Genomic DNA, 17,988 nt, shown 5'->3' with positions numbered 1-17,988 from the left:
CGTTCCAGAGAGGCACTGACATGCTTGAGACCGTCCGCGGACCACGCCAGCTGATCGTGGGCGAAGGGGTCGCGCAGAACATCCCACGAGTGGTGGCCGAGTGTGGCTCGCGAGTCCTCATCGTGACCGACCGGGCCCTGCTGGGGCAGCCGGGTGTGGCCGAGATCGTGGCCGCCGTACGGGAGAAGGTCGCAGTCGTCGGGGTGTTCGCCGACGCGACTCCGGACGTGCCACTCACCGATGTCGCCCTGGCCGTCTCGGCCGCCGCGGAGGTGGACGCCGACGTCCTCCTCGCCATCGGAGGCGGCACGGTGATCGACCTCGCCAAAATCGTCGGCGTCATCCGGTGCCACGGCGGGACGCCGCGCGACTTCTACGGGGAGTCGAAGGTGCCGGGGCCGACGACGCCTCTCGTCGCGGTCCCGACGACATCAGGCACCGGCTCCGAGCTCACGCCCGTCTCGGTGCTGACCGACCCGGACCGCGAGCTGAAGGTGGGGGTCTCCAGCGTCCACCTCGTGCCCGACTTCGCCATCGTCGACCCCGAGCTCACCTACACCTGCCCTGTGACCGTCACCGCCCACTCCGGCATCGACGCGTTCTGCCACGCGGTGGAGAGCTACACCGCGCGACCCCGGGCCCACGGACCGCGCGACCCGGTGGAACAGGTCTTCCTCGGCCGCAACCCGATCACCGATCACTACGCGCTCCTGGCCGCGGAGCGGATCGCCCGCAGCCTGTCCCAGGTCGTCAGGGACGGAGGCGACAAGGACGCGCGCGCGGACATGTCCTACGGGTCCATGCTGGCCGGGCTCGCGTTCTCCCACGCGGGCAACGCGGCTCCGCACGCGCTCCAGTACCCCATCGGCGCGGCCACCCACACACCGCACGGCCTGGGCGTCGGGCTGCTGCTGCCCTACGCGCTGGACGCGGCCAGGGACGCCATCGGCGACCGGTTGGCCATCCTCGCCCGGGTGTGCGGGCTCGACGTGACCGACGCCTCGGACGCCGAGGCCGCGGACACGTTCCTCACCTGGCTCGACGGGCTCCTAGCCGACATCGGCATCCCTGCCACCTTGGCGGACATCGGCGTGGCACGCGCCGACCTCCCACGCTTCGCGGAGATGGCCGGCGGCGTCACCCGCTTGATCCAGAACCATCCAGGCCCGACCGACACCGCCAGCCTGACCGCGATCCTCGAGGCGGCCTGGCTCGGGGACCGGACCCGACTTTTCCTGACTCCGAAGCAGAGATAGTTAAGTTGACACTCCCCGCTTGGGGAAACGATGCAGTTCACCTCTTTGTTGAAGAGCATAGGCAGCAGCGGTCGAAGGAGAACGGCTGATCACTGGCCTCCTGCCAGATGCTCCTCCTGTTCTCGTGCCAGGCACTGGGAACGATCAACCTGAGGATGGCGAGAGCGACAACCTCCTCCGCTCCCGCCTTGAACAGCGCATACGCGGCGCTCTGCATATGCGCGCCGGACACGAACAGGTCGTCCACCAGCAGCACCCGTTCGTCGCGCAGCGCTTGAGCGCCGTTCGGCATTCCCATCAGCCGGAAGGCGTCCGGGTGCGAGTCGCGTCGCCGGAGCACCGCCGCGTGCTCGAAGTTCGTCAGGAGCACCGGCTTGTAGAGCGCCCGTAGCGCGGCGATCCTGTCGATGACCCGCGGCATGATGTGGAACGCCTCCGCAGGGCGATCAAGCCGGGTGCTCGGAATGTGGGTGACCATGGTGAAGGGCCCGCCGGCCACCTGGGTCAGACAGGCTTGGTGAGCGTCGTAGAAGCGGGACAGAGTGGCCGCCATCAAGGTCACCGGGCGCAGCAGGTCCGTGCCGGCGGGGACAGCTTCTCTGCGCGCCACGAGCCGGAACAGCCCGTTGTCATCCCCTTCTTCGACGGCCAGAGAGATCGACACCACCGGCTCCGCATATCTGCGGAACCCGTTCACCGTGCGGGCGCAACTCGAGCAGATTTCGTACGGCTCGCCGTTGGGCTTGTTGTTGGGCCCGGTGCGGCAGATCCGGCAGACTCCGGGACGCACCGATGGAACGTTCCTGAACAGCGGGAGGACGGGGTCGATGACCGTCTCGGCGCGGCCCATGGTCAGAACATGGTCGGTTGGGAGGCCATATCTATGAGATTGACCGCCTGCTGGCAGAAGTCGTCAATGTCCTGGACGGCAGTGATGCCTCCCCGGAAGCCGGCCTGGGCTACCCATGGTTGTTCTTGGTGAAGCTGCTGGGGCACGAAGACAGGCTTGCCGGTCTTCAGGGCATCGGTGACATGTCGCTGGCTGAAGCCGTTGGCGCGGCCGTCGACGACGTAGACGATCGCTGCTGACCCGCAGGTCACCATAGGGGTGAGTGCCGCCGTACGGTCGGTGGCGATGGTCGCGGGCCAGAACGGCGAGACCAGGGCTCCGCGTTCGGCTACCTGGTCGGCGACAGTTGCATAGCGGCCTGACCGCTGAAGCTGATCCATGCCCCTGTCGAGGACTCCCCACGTCCGTCCAGCGTTCTCATGGACGGTGATGCCGAATTCGGTGTGCAGCGGGGCGACCACGGTCAATCCCGCTGCGGAGAGGATACGAGCGGCAGCGGCGGCGTGTTCACGATCGTGTTCGCCGACGACGGCGACGGACCGATGGTCTTCGGGGGCGAGGTGGCCGCGGACCCACAGGAACGGCTGGTAGCTGTTCGTCCAGAACATGTTGCCGGGGTAGTCCTCGTCCAGCACGGTGACGAGGCCGACGCCGCGCGAGCCCATGGATGAGATGAGCTCGCGCGCCCGATCCAGGTCGTCGTGCCGGACCGTGCCGCTGATGGCGGCGGCGTGTGCTTTGTCGTTGTCCTGGAGGCCGTCGAGCTCGCCGTCGAAAAGTTTCCTGGCACTGCCGGCGGCGGCGATGGCTCGGGCGGTGTGGTGCCAGGGCTTGTCATGAGTGGCCATGGTGAGGGCCAAGACTGCGGCCTGCTCGTCGATCGAGGTCATGCTCATCACCGTCTCGAACGTGGGTTCGCTGCGACCGTACGCGCTGACACCGACATTCGCGGCGACAGGATGCGTGGTGTGAGCGCTCATGATGCCGAGCTTCGCCAGGCGGCACACCGCGATCGCCGAAGGAGAACGATGCCGGTTGGGGCTTTGACAGCTGGGAGGGTAGGAGCTCACGACGCGGTCGATCTCGTAGTGGTCGTGGCCGCCGAGCCACAGGTCGGACGAGCGGGCGAGCGGTCATCGGTTCGCGCCTTCTGGATCGGATGCGAGCGTACGTCTGAAGATCGCTTCCGTGGGGTGTCCGGGATGCGCGCCCGGACACCCGGGGATCACTCAGAGCCCGATGTTCGCCTGCGGGCCCGCGTACGTACGCAGCAGCGACGGCACGTCGGCCGCCGGGTCGAGCGTGTAGGAGTAGAACGAGCTCGGAGTGAAGGCCGAGCCGCCGGTCTCCTGCCGGCCGCTGCAGCTCACGCAGATGCTGCCGCTCTGCCGGAGCTGGGCGGCGTCGTCACGGTAGTAAGGGTCCTTGACGTTCTCGTAATAGGAGTTCTCGATCACCATCTTCGTGGCGCCGCGGGCGTAGTTGCCGTAGCCGCTGACGTTCTGCAGATAGTTGTTGTAGAGGTGGGCGTAGGCGACGTTGTCGGTGCTGGGGTTGCGGCTGTTGGTGTTGCGGGTCCAGTTGTGATGGATCGTCATCCGTGAGGTGACGTTCTCGGTCCATCCGATGCCGAACGTCTTGTTGTTCTCGGCCAGGATGTTCCACGACACGGTGAGGTAGCTGGTGTCCTTACGGCTGTCGATCAGGCCGTCGTTCATCCGGGCGATGTGGTTGTGGTCGATCCAGATGTGGTGGGCGGTGTCCATCTGGATGCCGTCGTAGTCGTAGCCGTCGTCGCCCGGGTCGTCGTCGGCCATGCGGGTGTCGCGGATCGTCAGGTTGCGGATGATCACGTTGCTGACGCCGGAGCCGAGGAAGAAGCCGCCGTTGACGATGTGGCCGCTGGTGCCGACGCCGACGATGGTCTTGTTCGAGGCGACCTTGATCTCGGTGCCGTACGGGCTGACGGTGATCGCGCCGTTCACCCTGATCACGTAGGGGGCGCTCGCGGTGGCGTACCTGACCAGGTCGGCATAGGTGGAGACGGTGACCGTGGCGCCGGCCGCGCCGCCGGTGGTGCCGCCGCCGGTGCCCGCGAAGCCGTCGGCGGTGCTCGGCCAGGCCCGGCCGCCGGCGCTCTCGAAGGCCCACTGCTTGTTGCTGTTGGCGGTGCAGGTCTCCTGGATGATCGCGGCCCCGTCGGCGGTGGAGGCGCCCTGGTCGCTCATGCACAGGCCGGTGGCGTTGCTGATCACTTGGTACGTTCCGCTGCCCGAGGCCGCGAACCGCCACAACTGGTTGGCCTTCAGCCCGTCGCCGCAGCCCCACTGCTGTAACCGCAGCCCGGAGGTGGCGGCGCCGTCGGGCACGTCGAGACATCGGCCGCTGTTGACGTTGCGCAGCGTGTAGAGCCCGGACCCGGCCGAGACCACGGTGAACCGCTGCCAGGTGGCGCCGGAGCAGGCCCACTGCTGCAGCTGCGCCCCGTTGTCCATCGAGCCGCCGGCCACGTCCAGGCACTTGCCGCTCTTGGTCACCTTGAGCTGGTACACACCGCCCGCCGCGGGGACGGCGGCCTGCGCGGGAGCGGCCGAGACGGCGATCGCGGACAGGATGGCGAGCATGGTGAGCATTGCACGAAATTTCATGATTCTCCCTTTCCGTTGGCTCAGCCGATGGGGTTCCAGCCGTCCGTCCCGGCCAGGTACTTCTGCGGGGTGTAGCCGGCCGCCTGGGCGTCGCTGAGCTGCGGCCGGTTGGCGTTCGTGCCCGCTCCCGCCCCGGTGTTGCGGTACTCCAGGAACCGGGCGTTCCGCCAGGAGTTCGAGGACATGTCGGTCCACGGCTGGGCGGTCCTGATCGTCGAGCCGAGCGTGGACTCGCGGTAGAGGACCTGGGCGTCGGGGCGCCAGGGGCGGCCGAGCTGGGTGGTGTTCGCGGCGGCGCCGGAGATGCGGGAGCGGTAGAACAGGAAGCCGTAGGTCTTGGTGGCCGCCGTGCTGGCGGCCGTGATCGGCCCGCCCGTGGTGCGCTTCTCGTAGATGTCGCAGTTGTCGAAGACGATGGTGCCGCCGCCGAAGATGAAGTCCACCGTGCCCTCGACGTACGAGCCGGACATGTAGGCCCTGGTCGCGTCGTTGACCAGGAAGGTGTCCTGGTCGCCGAGCAGGCGCACGTTGGTGAAGCGGGCGCGGTCGGCGTTCAGGTTGAGCGCGACCGCCTGGTGGCCGTCGGGGGTCGAGGTCTCGTCGAAGTCGTTGGAGATCGTCAGGTTCGTGGCGGCGAAGTCGTGGCCGTCCACGAACGCGGTGGCGCTGCCCGATGTCCCGTATGCGCCAGCATGGTGGTTGTTAACGATAACAGTCTGGCTCGCCGAAGAACCGAGTCCCTGGAGCGTGACGTACGGCTTGTTGGCGGGCACCCGGACGATCTCCCGGTACGTCCCCGGCGCGATCGTGATCGTCACGCGGCTCGCGTTCCCCGCCGGCACGGCGTCGATCGCGGCCTGCACGGTGCGGTACGTGCCGCTCCCGTCGGCCGCCACCGTGGGCTTGCCCAGAGGCTCGAACGCCCACTGCTTGTTGCTGTTGGCGGTGCAGGTCTCCTGGATGATCGCGGCGCCGGAGGCGGTGGAGGCGCCCTCGTCGCTCATGCACAGGCCGGTGGCGTCGCTGACCACCTGGTACGTCCCGCTGCCCGAGGCCACGAACCGCCAGAGCTGGTTGCTCTTCAGCCCGTCGCCGCAGCCCCACTGCTGCAGCCGCAGCCCGGAGGTGGCCGCGCCGTTCGGCACGTCGAGACAACGGCCGCTGTTGACATTGCGCAGGGTGAAAACCCCCGACGAGTTGGCCGAAACCACGGTGAACTGTTGCCAGGCGTCCCCGGAACAGCTCCACTGCTGCATCAGCGCGCCGTTGTCCTTGGAGCCGCCCACCACGTCCAGGCACTTGCCGCTCTTGGTCACCTTGAGCTGGTACACACCGCCCGCCACCGGCGTAGCGGCTCTGGCCTGCGGCGATGGCGAGAAAACCACTGCCGCGGCGGCCGCGAGCAGGGCGACGCCTGCTGATCTGAGCTTGGGCATCCGCGCTCTCCTTCCTCTCGGGCCAGAGGAAGCACCAGCCTCTTTACGTCTGTCAAGCAAACAAATTCACAGCGGCCGAAAAGCCGTGGTGACGCATGAAACTTTCAGCGCGGCGCGGTGCTGGAGCGCAGCACGAGCGTGGTCGGCAGCTCGACCCGCTGCGGCGCCTCGCCCGACAGCAGCGAGCCCAGCGCGACGGAGCCCAGGTCAGGCCAGGGTTGGCGGACCGTCGTGAGCGCCGGCGCGACGTGCGCGGCGGCCCACGAGTCGTCGAAGCCCACCACGCTCACGTCGTCGGGCACCCGCAGGCCGCGCTCGCTCAGCGCCTGGTAGACCCCGACCGCCATCGCGTCCGAGCAGGTGAAGATCGCCGTGGGCGGTTCGGCGGTGAGCAGTTCGCGGGTGGCCTCCAGGGCGCTCTCCCGCTGGAAGTAGCCGCACACCTCCCAGCGCGGGTCGATCGCCAGCCCGGCCGCGGCCATCGCCTCCCGGTAGCCGGCCAGCCGCTCGATCGCGCACGGCACGCCGGGGCGGCCGGCCACGATCGCGATGCGCTCGTGGCCGAGGGCGATCAGGTGCTCGGTGGCGTCGCGGGCGCCGTCGCGGTTGGCGGCGGCCACGACCGAGAGCCCGGCGGGCGGCTTGCGGCGCGGGTCGACGATCACCGCGGGGATGCCGTGGTCGGTCAGCCAGGCGCGCTGCGTGGCGGTCGGTGACGTACGCACGAGCAGCACGCCGGCGCTGTCCCGCGCGCCGATCCGGTCGAGCCAGGCGGGCGGGGGCTGGCCGTTCTTGGTACGGCCGACCACGGCGGAGACGATCAGGTCCACGCCGAGCCGCCAGGCGGCGTCCTCCACGCCGCCGAGGATGGCCAGCGCGTACGGCGAGTCGAGCCCCTGCAGCATGACGTCCACCATGCTGCCCCGCGTGGGCCGCAGCCGCTGGCGGGGGTAGCCGCGCCGCTCCAGCACCTCGGCGATCAGGCGCCTGGTCTGCTGCGAGACGTCGGATCGGCCGTTCAGCGCCTTGGAAACGGTTGCAACCGAAACCCCTGCCTCACGGGCGATCACCGCCAGTTTCGGTAGCGGGGCGGGGGTGTCGGGGGCCGTCATGCCCCCCACTCTGCTCCGGAGGGCGGGGACAAGGCCAGGCCGAGCCAGCGAAAATTTCGAGATTTCGGCGTTTGCCCTGGTAGTGGCCCTTGGCGGGTACGCATGCCATTGACGTTGCCAGCGTGCTGACGCAACGTTTCCTGCAACCGCTTGCAGGCCGGCACCACGCGAAGGAGTCAGCTACGTGGCCGTCGTCCCGGCGCCCCCGCCCCGCACCAGACCCCGCCGAGCAGGCGCGTCGACCCCGTACTGGCTCATCGCCCCGTCGGTCGTGGCGATGCTGGGGTTCCTCGTCTACCCGATGCTCAGCGTCCTGTACTACAGCCTGCAGCACTACAACGTGACCCAGCCCTGGGACAACGGCTTCGCCGGGCTGGACAACTTCCGCAGGCTGCTGTTCGAGGACCCGATCTTCTGGCAGAGCCTCGGGTTCAGCCTCAAGTGGGTGGCCGTCGAGGTGGTGCTGCAGTTCCTGCTCGGCCTGGCGCTGGCGCTGATCGTCAACGAGAGCTTCATCGGCCGCGCGATCTCGCGGGCGCTGGTCTTCTCGCCGTGGGCGGTCTCCGGCGTGCTGACCACCGCGATCTGGGTGCTGCTCTACAACCCGTTCACCGGCATGTCCCGCTACCTCGCCGACCTCGGCCTGATGGAGTACGGGGCGGCGCCGCTGGCCAACCCGGACACCGTGTTCTGGGCCGCGGTGGTGGCCGAGTTGTGGCGCGGGGTGCCGTTCTTCGCGATCTTGCTGCTGGCCGACCTGCAGTCGGTGTCGAAGGAGTTGTACGAGGCCGCCTCCGTGGACGGCGCCGGCCGGACGCGCCGCTTCGTCCACATCACGCTGCCGCACCTGCGCGACGCGATCATCCTGTCCACGCTGCTGCGCTGCGTGTGGGAGTTCAACAACGTGGATCTGCTCTACACGCTGACCGGCGGCGGCCCCGCCCACCAGACCACCACGCTGCCGCTGTACGTGGCCTCGCTGGCCGCCCAGTCGCACGACTTCGGCTACGCCACCGCGCTGACCACCGTGGCGTTCCTCATCCTGACCTTCTTCTCGATCGCGTACCTGCGCCTGAGCAAGTTCGGAGCGAAGTCATGACCGCGGTCGCCGAACGGCCGGTGGCGGCCCCGCGGCGCCAGAGCCCGCGGACGGCGCCGGGCAACCGGGTGCCGCGCTGGCAGATCTACCTGCCGCTCGCCCTGTACCTGCTGTTCACGCTGGTGCCGTTCTACTGGATGCTGGTCTTCGCCTTCCGCCCGGCCGGTTCGACGGCGATCTTCCCGTGGCCGATCACGCTCCAGCACTTCGACACGGTCTGGAACGGCATGGGGTTCGCCGTCTTCTTCCAGAACAGCCTGATGGTCGGCGTCGCCTCACTGATCGCCACCACGGTGGTGGCGCTGGCCGGCGGCTACGCGCTGGCGCGCTACACCTTCCGCGGCAAGGGCGCGTTCATGGTCGGGATGCTCTGCACGCAGTTCATCCCCGGCGCCCTGATGATCGTCCCGCTGTTCGAGATCTTCCGCACGCTGGACCTGACGAACTCGCTGTGGAGCCTCGTCATCGCCGAGACGGTCTTCCAGCTCCCGCTCTCGCTCATCCTGATCAGCGGCTTCATCCGCAACATCCCGTACGAGCTGGAGCAGGCCGCCTGGGTGGACGGCTGCTCCCGGCTGCGCGGCTTCCTGGCCATCGTGCTGCCCCTGCTGCGGCCCGCGCTGGTCGCGGTCGGCTCGTTCGCCTTCATCCACAGCTGGAACAACTTCCTTTTCGCCCTCATGTTCATCAACGACCAGGAGAAGTTCACCGTGCCCGTGGGCCTGGCCTACAACCTCGGCGAGAACAGCGTCGACTTCGGCGCCCTCGCCGCCGGCGGCGTCGTCGCCGCACTGCCCGTCGTCATCGTCTTCGCCTTCATCCAGCGTTACCTCGTCCAGGGGATGTCCGCCGGGGCGGTGAAGGGATGACCGACCGGACCTACCGCAACCCGGTGCTCAACGCCGACTGGTCCGACCCCGACGTGATCCGCGTCGGCGACGACTTCTACCTGACGGCCTCCACCTTCACCAAGGTGCCCGGGCTGCCGATCCTGCACTCGCGCGACCTGGTCAACTGGACGATCATCGGCCACGCCTACACCCGGGGCCACGACGACGTGCGGCCCGGCTGCGGGGTGTGGGCGCCCTCGCTGCGCCACCACGACGGCCGCTTCTGGATCTTCTGGGGCGACCCCGACGTGGGCGTCTGCTGGGTGAGCGCCGAGGACCCGCGCGGCCCGTGGACCGAGCCGCACATCGTCAAACCGGGCCTCGGGCTCATCGACCCGTGCCCGCTGTGGGACGAGGACGGGCAGGCGTACCTGGTGCACGGCTGGGCCAAGAGCCGCGCCGGCGTCAACAACCGGCTCACCCTGCACCGCATGGCGCCCGACGGCAGCACGGTGCTGGACGAGGGCACGCTGGTCATCGACGCCGACCTGCTGCCGGGCTACCGGACGCTGGAGGGGCCCAAGCTCTACAAGCGCGACGGCATGTACTGGATCTTCGCGCCCGCCGGGGGTGTGGAGCAGGGCTGGCAGTCGGTGTTCAGGGCCGAGTCGATCTTCGGTCCGTACGAGGACCGCATCGTGCTGGAGCAGGGCGGCACCGACGTCAATGGCCCGCACCAGGGCGGCTGGGTGGACACCCCGTCCGGCGAGCACTGGTTCATGCACTTCCAGGACCGCGGTCCCTATGGCCGGGTCGTGCACCTGCAGCCCATGGTCTGGGGCGAGGACGACTGGCCGGTCATGGGCAACGACGGCGAGCCCGTGGCCGAGTACCGGGTTCCGGTGCCCGTCGGTGAGCTGGCCACGCCCGCGACGTCCGACGACTTCGCCGGCCCCGGCCTGGGCCTGCAGTGGAGCTGGCAGGCCAACCCGGACCCCTCCTGGTGGGCGCTGCGGGACGGCACACTGCGGCTGGCCTGCGTGCCGGGGCCCGACGACCTGCGCGCGCGGCCGTCCGTGCTGGGGCAGCGGCTGCCCGGCGTGCCCTGCACGGTCACCGTCACGCTCACGCTGGCGGGCGAGGGCAGGGCGGGGCTGGCCGTGGTCGGCGACACCGCGGCCTTCGTCGGCCTGGAGCGGGGCGCGGAGGGCAAGCTGACCCTGGTCCGCGGCGACACGCAGCCGGTCCCGGTCGAGCAGGACGGCGCCGTCACGATCGGCGCGCGGATCGGCGCGGGCGCCCTGGTCACGTTCCTGGCCGACGGCAGGGAAGTGGGCGCGCCCTTCCAGGCCACCCAGGGCCGCTGGGTGGGGGCGGTGCTCGGCCTGTTCGCCGCGGGGGACGGCACCGGCGAAGCGATCTTCGAGGCGTTCACCGTGGACATCGAAAGGTAGAGGGCACATGAGACGACACGCGCCGCTGGCCGCCATCGTGCTGGCGGCCGTCCTGGCCGGTTGCGGCTCGGGCGGCGGCTCCGAGGACGGCACCACCGAGATCACCTTCTGGGACACCAACGCCGGGCCCGCCCGCACGCCGGTCTGGCAGCACGCCATCGCCCAGTTCGAGAAGGCCAACCCGACCATCAGGGTCAACTATGTGGGCGTGCCGATCGCGCAGGCGTCGCAGAAGCTCGACACGGCCATCGCCGGCGGCGGAACTCCCGACGTGGCCGACATCTCGACCTCCGGGCTCGGCAGCCTGGTGGCACAGAAGGCGCTCGAACCCGTGGACGAGCGCATCGCCAAGAACCCCGCGCTGAACGGCAAGTTCAACGAGGCGCTGCTGACGACGGTCAAGAACGTCGTGCCCGACGGGAAGATGTACATCTACCCGATCTCCACCAACTCCGGCGCGTTCTGGTACCGCAAGGACTGGTTCAAGGAGGCGGGGGTGGAGCCCCCGCGAACCTGGTCGGAGTTCTTCACGGTCGTCGACACGTTCACCGAGCCCGGCAAGAACCGCTTCGGCTTCACCATCCGCGGCGGCGCCGGCTCCGTCGCCCAGATGCTGGAGGTCGTCTACGGCCAGTCGGGCGTCACCGAGTTCTTCGACGCCGCGGGCAAGGCCACGCTGAACGACCCGCGCAACGTGACAGCGCTGGAGAAGTACGCGGGCCTGTACAAGAAGAACACGCCCGAGGGCGACCTGCAGAACGACTACGTCAAGATGGTCGCCCAATTCGACACCGCGGGCAGCATCGCGATCATGCAGCACAACCTGGGCTCCTACCAGGACCACAAGAAGGCACTCGGCGACGAGAAGGTGGGCTCCTTCTCCGTGCCCAAGTCCGACACCGGCCCCCAGACCGTGCTGTCGAACCCGGTCGGCGGCGTCGCCGTCTTCTCCGCCAGTGAGAACAAGGACGCCGCGGCCAAGCTGGCCGAGTTCTTCGCGGCCAAGGAGATGGGCGGCTACCTCGCCGAGCAGACCGGCGTCATCCCGGCCAACACCGACGTGCCGCCCTCGAAGGCCGCGCACATCACCGAGGCGCAGCGGGTGCTGAACGACCCGGCCACCAAGGTCGTGCAGATGCCCTACCACCTGCCGGAGTTCAACCAGATCACCAAGACGTGGGCGGAGCCGCAGTTCCAGAAGGTGCTGCTGGGCCAGACCAGCGCCAAGGCGTTCCTGGACGAGTTCGCCGGCAAGCTGACCGAGGCGCAGGCCGCGTACAAGAAGAGGAACGGCTGATGCACGCTGTCGTCGCACTCGCCGTCGCCGCGGTGACGGCCTCGCACCACGACGGGCTGCTCGACGTCGTCAGGGGCAGCGACCTGGTGACCGTCTCGTGGAGCGTGTTCTCCGAGCACGACGCGGGCCAGCTGCGCGTCACCCTGCACCACAACCTGCTGTCGGGGCTCAACCAGCGGGCGCCGCGCGTACGGCACGGGAAGGTGCACGTCTACAACAACGCGTACGTGGAGGCGCGCGCCGGCGCGGGGAGGATCTCGTGAGGGCGGCGGCGGTCCTGGCCCTGATGGCGGGGCTCCTGCTGGCCCCGGCGCCCGCGCAGGCCGAGCAGCAGCGGGCCGACGGGTTCGCCGGGCTGAGCGCCCTGGGGGTGGACGGCACCACCGGCGGCGCGGCAGGCGAGACCGTGACCGTGGACGACCTGGCCGACCTGGAGCGGTACGCCACGGCCGCCGAGCCGTACGTGATCAAGGTCAGGGGCTCGATCACGATGGAGCCGTACGGCAGGGAGATCGCGGTCGCCTCCGACAAGAGCATCGTCGGCGAGGGCGCGGGCGCCGAGCTGGTGCACGGCGGGTTCTTCCTCAACGGCGTGCACAACGTCATCATCCGCGATCTGACGATCCGCGACAGCTACGTGCCGGGCGACTGGGACGGCAAGACCAAGGACTACGACGGCATCCAGCTGGACGGCGCCCACCACGTCTGGATCGACCACAACCACTTCACCCGCACCGGCGACGGCCTGCTCGACATCCGCAAGGACAGCGACTACGTCACCGTCTCCTGGAACGTCTTCAGCGACCACAACAAGGCCGTCGGCGTCGGCTGGACCCCCAACGTCGTGACCAAGGTGACCTTCCACCACAACTGGATCCGCGGCACCCACCAGCGCAACGCCAGCATCGACAACACCGAGGCCGCGCACTGGTACAACAACTACGTCCAGGACACCGCCATGTACGGGACGATGATCCGCGGCGCCGGCCGGCTGGTCGTGGAGAACAGCTACTACCAGGGCGTCCCCGACCCCGTCGTGGCCAAGGACCCGGCCTCGCAGGTCGTGCAGCGGGGCAACGTGCTGCGCGACTCGCCGGGCCGCTCCGACAGCGCCGGCACCGCGTTCGACCCGTCGGCGTACTACGCCTACACGCTCGACCCCGCCGAGAAGGTGCCCGGCATCGTCAGCCGGGGCGCTGGGCCGGCCGGCGGGGAGCGGCGGGCGCCGCGCCGCATCACGGTGGCGCTCGACGGCACCGGCGACTTCGCCAGCATCCAGGCGGCGGTGGGCGCAGCGCCGCCCGGCGCGGAGATCATCGTCGGGCCCGGCGTCTACCGCGAGATGCCGCGCGTCTGGGCCGGGCGCCGCGACCTGACGATCAGGGGCGCGACCGGCAACGCCGAGGACGTGGTCATCACCTACGACCTGTCCGCCGGGGCGGCGAAGTTCTACGGCGGCACCTGGGGCACCGCCCGGAGCGCCACCCTCGCCGTGCTCGCCGACGGCGTCACCATCCGAGACGTCACGCTCCAGAACGCCACCGACGAGACGGTCAACCCGGGGCCCGCTCCCGCCGCGCGCTCGGCGGGGGACAGGACCGCCTTCGACGGTGCCAGGCTGATCGGCCACGCCGGCGTGCTCCAGGCCGACGGTCGCCGCGCCTACCTGCGCGACTGCTACGCCGAGGGCGACGCGGACATCGTACGCGGCCAGGGCACGACCGTCCTGGACGGCTGCACGATCAGGTCGGCCGGCCCCGGCAACGTGCTGGCCGGCGGCACCGTGCTCGTCAACGGCGGGCGGCTGACCGGCGAGATCGCCCGATCCGTCTCGCTCGGCAGCTCGGGCGCGGCCGTGGTCCGCGACGCCTACCTGGACGCGCACGTCCTGGACGACCCCTGGGCGGGCGAGGGCCGCTTCGCCGAGTACCGCAACACCGGCCCGGGCGCGGCCGTGACGGCCGACCGGCCGCAGCTCACCGACCGGCAGGCGGCCAGGCACACCGTCGAGCGGTATCTGGCGGGCTGGCGCCCCTGAGATGGACGGCCCGGGCCGCGGGAGCCCGCGCCGGTCTTTACCCGCGGCGATCCAGCCTTGTAGCAGTCGTATGATCGTTGGCCCATGGCGGCCTCGGCCGGTATCCCGCCGTCCGCGATCAGAGACCGCGTGGCGGAAGACCGCCGCCCGCATCTCGTCGCGCGGCGTCGGATGGGCCAGGGCGAGCACGTCGGCGAAACGCAGCGGGGCGGCGGGACTGTCATAAGAATGCCGCAGCAAGTAAGAATGACGGCTTCTTGGCGCCTTTCTCGGCAGCGAATATGTACGGTCGAGAACGAGAAATGCCCGGCAGCCGGCGACTGCCGGGCACCTCCACCTGCGGCGAGCGCGACGCCAGCGCGACCGCGATCGACCAGCACCAGCGTGCGCCCATAAGCACCCGCACCTGCGCCAGCGCGTGGCCCATGACCGCTCCACACAGGGTGAAGCGCGCCGGTGACCACACGCACGGTAACTCTATGTTCGGTTTTGAAGACGTTTCCGGCCCTGGCCGATATGGTGGCGCGTTGACGATCGGCCAAGTCCGTAAGCCTTCCGGAGCTTCTCCATGCGTACCGCAGCGGCAATTCTGTCCTTCGTACTCGCCATCACCATCCTGCCCGCACAATCCGCCACGGCGGCCGCGGTTTCCGCCGCGTCGTTGCCGGGCGGCAAGACCACCTTCGTCGTCTCACAGGGTCACCTGAAAGCCGCCTCCCAGCAGAACTGGCTACGCCTGGGCAACTACCGCTTCGCCGCGAACGGCACGGTGAGCGCCTCCATGTACCTGTGGTGGCAGCGTCATCCCCAGGCGAGGCAGCGCACCGGTACCGTCCCCGACTCGAGCTGCAGCACCAAGGCGGGTGGCAAGCAGTCGCGGCCTCGCACCTGCCAGGTGCTGACCGCCGGGGGCTTCACCGGGGCCCCCGACGAGAGCCGCACCGGGACGTACACCATGTCAGGAGACGTGCTCACCATCCGGTGGAAGATCGCCCAGAAGTGGACGGAGCAGTGGTACGTGCGGACCTCGCCTGACGGCAAGCTGGCCCGCCTGGACCTCAAGCAGAGCACCTTGGCCACGAACGGGTACGGCTACGGCAGCAACGCCGCGATCAGCACGCGCCGCGCGATGAGCTCGGTGAAGGCGTTCCCCGGCTCGCTCAGGCAGGACCTGAGGAGCTGGGCGAGCGGTAAGCTCGTCACCTCCGACAACCAGCCGTTCGGCCTGTCCTCCTTCCGCGCCTGCTCCGCCACCACCTCGTGCCTGACCTACCTGCAGCCCTCCTCGAACAGCGCCTGCAAGAAGGAGGGCGGCTGCCCCAAGTACGGTGGCGGAACGAGCGCCGACATCACCTCCATCCAGTACTACCTGACGATGATCTCCAAGTCCGACCGCCGCGACACGCTGTGGCACTGGTGCACCTGCCTGGCGATGGAGCGGGACGAGTTCTGCTACACCGGCAACTCCCATGTCAAACCGCTCATGCAGATCATCGACGACACCGGAGCCTTCCGCGGCTGGGTCGGTGCTGAGGCATCCTTCTCGACCGGCTCCCGAGCGACGGACATGCTGGCGGTCCTGCGCATCTCCGACTTCCGCTGACCGGCCTTGTCCCCGGGTACCAGGGCGATGCCACGTGAAGCGTCCTGGTACACACCTTCGCCCGTGTGGCCCAGCAGGTGGACGAACTGGTCCGTCCACCTCTCCCGGCCGTTGACCGGCTCGCCGGCGTTGTACTCCACCTCCGTGGCGTCGGTGTTGAAGAAGCCGCTCATCGACGGATGCCCGCCCCGGTCCGCGTGGACGAGCTCGCCGTCGCGCAGGACGCTGCACCGGCCCAGATCCGCGCCGTCGTTGTCGATGCTCATGCGGTACACGGCGTCGGGCGCCTGGAAGGCGTACCGGTCGCACAGATCGAGCCGCTGGTCGCCGAGTTGTGGCGCAAGGCTGAGGCCGGTGAAGTGGTTCGACATGTCAGACCCTTCCATCGCTCGCCCGCCGGGTGTTTCTGCAGGTCAAGCGGTGAGTGGGTGCGGGATGGGGGTTCTGTCGCGGTGTGTCGCGGGAGCGGAGTCCGCCAGAGTCGAGATGCCCATCGGCACTTCCATGGTCGGACAGGAGAGGTTGCCTGTTCGTGAGACACATGGGTCAAAAAAGCGTGGGAGGGGGTTCATGGGGCATAGGGGGCATGGTTAGATAGGCGAGGCACCTGAGGCGTGACCGACCGTTACCCTGCGTAACGAAATCCGGCTCGGTGCCTTTGCTCTGGCATGAAGGAAGGGTGACGGCAGGAAACCCACGACCATCACTCACCGCATCTCTCGCGGGCGCCCGGGCTTTCGGCGTCCGGAGCGCCAGGGTGCGTCCATTCGCCATTCCTCGCGTCGTGACCGCGGCGAACCCCGAACACCGTCAGCCGGTCCTGCGACGCATGGCCCACTTGGAGGATTTGTGACAATCTCGCCGTCCCACTATGACCAGGTCGGCGGCGCGCCGGCTGTTCGCGACGTCGTCGACCTTTTCTACGTGCGAGTCCTCGACGACGCCGCCCTCAAGCCCTACTTCGCCGGCATCGACATGCCGAGGCTGAAGCGGCACATGGTGATGCTGCTCTGCTCCGTCCTCGGCGGCCCCGAGCCGTACGAGGGCCGCGACCTGGCAGAGGCGCACCGCGGCATGGGCATCACCGCCGACCACTACGCGAAGGTCGGCGAGATCCTGCTCTCCGTGTTGCAGGGGGCCGGTGTGGGGGACGAGATCCTGCGGCACGTCGAGCTGACCTTGAACAAGGTGGAGTCGTCCATTGTGGCCGGGCCAGTAGAGAGACGGCCGACTGAGTGAACGCGCAAGCTCTCAAGGACAGCTGGCGCCTCGTCGCCCGGTCGGGCGACCAGGTGCCGCTGTTCTTCTACTCAGCCCTGTTCTTGATGAACCCGGAGACGAGGGACCTGTTCCCGGTGGCGATGGCGAGCCAGCGCGACCGGCTCGTCGGCGCGCTCGGGCACATCGTCAGCAACGTCGACCGGGTGGAGGAGCTGGTCCCGTACCTGCAGCAGCTCGGCCGGGACCACCGCAAGTTCGCCGTCGTGACGGAGCACTACCCGGCCGTCGGCAGGGCGCTGCTCGCCACCCTGGAGCACTTCCTGGGCGACCGCTGGACGCCTGCCCTCGCCGAGGACTGGACGAAGGCGTACAGCCTGGTGGCCCAGGTGATGTCGGAAGCGGCCGTGGACGCGTCCAAGACCACCCCGCCCTGGTGGGAAGGCGAGATCATCAGCCACGAGACCCCCGCCCTCGGCATCGCGGTGATCCGGGCCCGGCTGAACTACCAGTACGTCTTCCGTCCCGGCCAGTCGGCGTCGATCTCGCACTCCAGGCGGCCGCGCGTCTGGCGTTTCTACTCCTTCGCCAACGCGCCGCGCCAGGACAACACGATCGACCTGCACGTACGCATGGTCGACGGCGGTGTGCTGAGCGCCGCCCTGGTCATGGGCGCGCGGCGCGGCGACGTACTGCGCGTGGGAGCGCCGGTCGGCGACAAGCTGAAGCTCTCCCCCGACATGCCCGGCGATTTGCTCCTCATCGCGGGCGGCACGGGTCTCGCGCCGCTGAAGGCACTGGTGGAACAGGTGATGTACGAGGGCCCGTCGCGGAAGGTCGACGTCGTCGTCGGCGCCCGGACGTCCCGGGAGCTGTACGACCTCGAGGCGCTGTCCAAGATGGCCGCGGAGCACCCCTGGCTGACCGTCGTCCCAGCCGTCTCCAACGACCCCTACTACCGTGGCGCCCGCGGCAACGCCGTGGACGTCGCGCTGCAGGCATGGCGTGGCCAGCAGGTGTTTGTCTGCGGCTCCACGGAGATGGCTCAGAGCACCGTCGGACGACTGCTGGACGCGGGCGTGCCCTCCGAGCAGATCCACTTCGACGAGTTCACGAGCGACAAAGGCGGGGAGTCATGACGGCAGAG

16 protein-coding genes are annotated in these 17,988 nt (G+C 69.1%); 10 read left to right on the top strand and 6 right to left on the bottom strand.

All coding sequences use genetic code 11. The features are described from left to right. Window positions 1–20 precede the first annotated feature (20 nt). Entirely contained in the window at window positions 21–1,256 is a 1,236-nt protein-coding gene (locus ACBR40_RS15040) for an iron-containing alcohol dehydrogenase (RefSeq protein WP_371249074.1), read from the top strand. A gap of 37 nt (window positions 1,257–1,293) precedes the next feature. Here the strand turns inward: ACBR40_RS15040 and ACBR40_RS15035 are convergent, their stop codons facing one another. The 5 genes from ACBR40_RS15035 to ACBR40_RS15015 all read right to left on the bottom strand — a co-directional run bounded on the left by ACBR40_RS15035 (window position 1,294) and on the right by ACBR40_RS15015 (window position 7,302). Beyond that, the gene (locus tag ACBR40_RS15035; RefSeq protein ID WP_371249073.1) at window positions 1,294–2,106 is read right to left on the bottom strand and encodes a hypothetical protein; all 813 of its coding nucleotides are present in this window, start codon (window positions 2,104–2,106) and stop codon (window positions 1,294–1,296) included. A 2-nt stretch (window positions 2,107–2,108) separates the two neighbouring features. Then, window positions 2,109–3,086: a DNA-processing protein DprA gene (locus ACBR40_RS15030; protein WP_371249072.1), complete on the bottom strand. Its 978-nt coding sequence runs from the start codon at window positions 3,084–3,086 to the stop codon at window positions 2,109–2,111. 249 nt (window positions 3,087–3,335) lie between these two features. Next, window positions 3,336–4,754, bottom strand: coding sequence for an RICIN domain-containing protein (locus ACBR40_RS15025; RefSeq protein ID WP_371249071.1), 1,419 nt, complete (start codon window positions 4,752–4,754; stop codon window positions 3,336–3,338). 20 nt (window positions 4,755–4,774) lie between these two features. Then, complete coding sequence (locus tag ACBR40_RS15020; protein ID WP_371249070.1) at window positions 4,775–6,190, bottom strand: pectinesterase family protein; 1,416 nt, start codon at window positions 6,188–6,190, stop codon at window positions 4,775–4,777. Between the two features lie 104 nt (window positions 6,191–6,294). Then, window positions 6,295–7,302 (bottom strand): LacI family DNA-binding transcriptional regulator, encoded by a 1,008-nt coding sequence (locus ACBR40_RS15015; protein ID WP_371249068.1) that lies wholly within the window; start codon window positions 7,300–7,302, stop codon window positions 6,295–6,297. 184 nt (window positions 7,303–7,486) lie between these two features. Here ACBR40_RS15015 and ACBR40_RS15010 point away from each other — a divergent pair, with 184 nt between their 5' ends. The 6 genes from ACBR40_RS15010 to ACBR40_RS14985 are packed head-to-tail and all read left to right on the top strand — an operon-like array spanning window position 7,487 to window position 14,020. Further along, the gene (locus tag ACBR40_RS15010; protein WP_371249067.1) at window positions 7,487–8,401 is read left to right on the top strand and encodes a carbohydrate ABC transporter permease; all 915 of its coding nucleotides are present in this window, start codon (window positions 7,487–7,489) and stop codon (window positions 8,399–8,401) included. Further along, window positions 8,398–9,270, top strand: coding sequence for a carbohydrate ABC transporter permease (locus ACBR40_RS15005; protein ID WP_344219600.1), 873 nt, complete (start codon window positions 8,398–8,400; stop codon window positions 9,268–9,270). Before ACBR40_RS15010 ends, ACBR40_RS15005 begins: the two co-directional genes overlap by 4 nt. Then, window positions 9,267–10,685, top strand: coding sequence for a glycoside hydrolase 43 family protein (locus tag ACBR40_RS15000; RefSeq protein WP_371249066.1), 1,419 nt, complete (start codon window positions 9,267–9,269; stop codon window positions 10,683–10,685). Before ACBR40_RS15005 ends, ACBR40_RS15000 begins: the two co-directional genes overlap by 4 nt. Window positions 10,686–10,692: 7 nt before the next feature. Next, a complete protein-coding gene (locus ACBR40_RS14995; protein WP_371249065.1) occupies window positions 10,693–11,982 on the top strand; it encodes a sugar ABC transporter substrate-binding protein in 1,290 nt (429 codons plus the stop codon). Next, the gene (locus tag ACBR40_RS14990) at window positions 11,982–12,245 is read left to right on the top strand and encodes a hypothetical protein (protein ID WP_371249064.1); all 264 of its coding nucleotides are present in this window, start codon (window positions 11,982–11,984) and stop codon (window positions 12,243–12,245) included. The genes ACBR40_RS14995 and ACBR40_RS14990 overlap by 1 nt, the downstream gene beginning before the upstream one ends. After that, on the top strand, window positions 12,242–14,020 hold the full coding sequence (locus tag ACBR40_RS14985) for a pectinesterase family protein (protein ID WP_371249063.1): 1,779 nt from the start codon (window positions 12,242–12,244) through the stop codon (window positions 14,018–14,020). The genes ACBR40_RS14990 and ACBR40_RS14985 overlap by 4 nt, the downstream gene beginning before the upstream one ends. A 220-nt stretch (window positions 14,021–14,240) precedes the next feature. Here ACBR40_RS14985 and ACBR40_RS14980 read toward each other — a convergent pair whose 3' ends face one another. Continuing rightward, the gene (locus tag ACBR40_RS14980) at window positions 14,241–14,447 is read right to left on the bottom strand and encodes a hypothetical protein (RefSeq protein WP_371249062.1); all 207 of its coding nucleotides are present in this window, start codon (window positions 14,445–14,447) and stop codon (window positions 14,241–14,243) included. Between the two features lie 141 nt (window positions 14,448–14,588). Here ACBR40_RS14980 and ACBR40_RS14975 point away from each other — a divergent pair, with 141 nt between their 5' ends. The 3 genes from ACBR40_RS14975 to ACBR40_RS14965 all read left to right on the top strand — a co-directional run bounded on the left by ACBR40_RS14975 (window position 14,589) and on the right by ACBR40_RS14965 (window position 17,980). After that, window positions 14,589–15,623, top strand: coding sequence for a hypothetical protein (locus ACBR40_RS14975; RefSeq protein ID WP_371249061.1), 1,035 nt, complete (start codon window positions 14,589–14,591; stop codon window positions 15,621–15,623). A gap of 849 nt (window positions 15,624–16,472) precedes the next feature. Then, window positions 16,473–16,862 (top strand): group 1 truncated hemoglobin, encoded by a 390-nt coding sequence (locus ACBR40_RS14970; RefSeq protein WP_371249060.1) that lies wholly within the window; start codon window positions 16,473–16,475, stop codon window positions 16,860–16,862. After that, window positions 16,859–17,980 (top strand): globin domain-containing protein, encoded by a 1,122-nt coding sequence (locus tag ACBR40_RS14965; protein ID WP_371249059.1) that lies wholly within the window; start codon window positions 16,859–16,861, stop codon window positions 17,978–17,980. Before ACBR40_RS14970 ends, ACBR40_RS14965 begins: the two co-directional genes overlap by 4 nt. Window positions 17,981–17,988 lie beyond the last annotated feature (8 nt).

It is taken from the genome of Nonomuraea sp. AD125B, assembly GCF_041402765.1.
Taxonomy (GTDB): Bacteria; Actinomycetota; Actinomycetes; order Streptosporangiales; family Streptosporangiaceae; genus Nonomuraea; species Nonomuraea bangladeshensis.
The sequence above is the reverse complement of the archived record's forward strand: the minus strand, read 5'-3'. Positions and strand labels throughout refer to the sequence as shown.

What these genes read in the sequence shown, in the direction of transcription:
- ACBR40_RS15040 (WP_371249074.1), top strand. Translation starts at nt 21, where the DNA reads ATGCTTGAGACCGTCCGCGGACCACGCCAGCTGATCGTGGGCGAAGGG.
- ACBR40_RS15035 (WP_371249073.1), bottom strand. Translation starts at nt 2,106, where the DNA reads ATGGGCCGCGCCGAGACGGTCATCGACCCCGTCCTCCCGCTGTTCAGG.
- ACBR40_RS15030 (WP_371249072.1), bottom strand. Translation starts at nt 3,086, where the DNA reads ATGAGCGCTCACACCACGCATCCTGTCGCCGCGAATGTCGGTGTCAGC.
- ACBR40_RS15025 (WP_371249071.1), bottom strand. Translation starts at nt 4,754, where the DNA reads ATGAAATTTCGTGCAATGCTCACCATGCTCGCCATCCTGTCCGCGATC.
- ACBR40_RS15020 (WP_371249070.1), bottom strand. Translation starts at nt 6,190, where the DNA reads ATGCCCAAGCTCAGATCAGCAGGCGTCGCCCTGCTCGCGGCCGCCGCG.
- ACBR40_RS15015 (WP_371249068.1), bottom strand. Translation starts at nt 7,302, where the DNA reads ATGACGGCCCCCGACACCCCCGCCCCGCTACCGAAACTGGCGGTGATC.
- ACBR40_RS15005 (WP_344219600.1), top strand. Translation starts at nt 8,398, where the DNA reads ATGACCGCGGTCGCCGAACGGCCGGTGGCGGCCCCGCGGCGCCAGAGC.
- ACBR40_RS15000 (WP_371249066.1), top strand. Translation starts at nt 9,267, where the DNA reads ATGACCGACCGGACCTACCGCAACCCGGTGCTCAACGCCGACTGGTCC.
- ACBR40_RS14995 (WP_371249065.1), top strand. Translation starts at nt 10,693, where the DNA reads ATGAGACGACACGCGCCGCTGGCCGCCATCGTGCTGGCGGCCGTCCTG.
- ACBR40_RS14990 (WP_371249064.1), top strand. Translation starts at nt 11,982, where the DNA reads ATGCACGCTGTCGTCGCACTCGCCGTCGCCGCGGTGACGGCCTCGCAC.
- ACBR40_RS14980 (WP_371249062.1), bottom strand. Translation starts at nt 14,447, where the DNA reads ATGGGCCACGCGCTGGCGCAGGTGCGGGTGCTTATGGGCGCACGCTGG.
- ACBR40_RS14975 (WP_371249061.1), top strand. Translation starts at nt 14,589, where the DNA reads ATGCGTACCGCAGCGGCAATTCTGTCCTTCGTACTCGCCATCACCATC.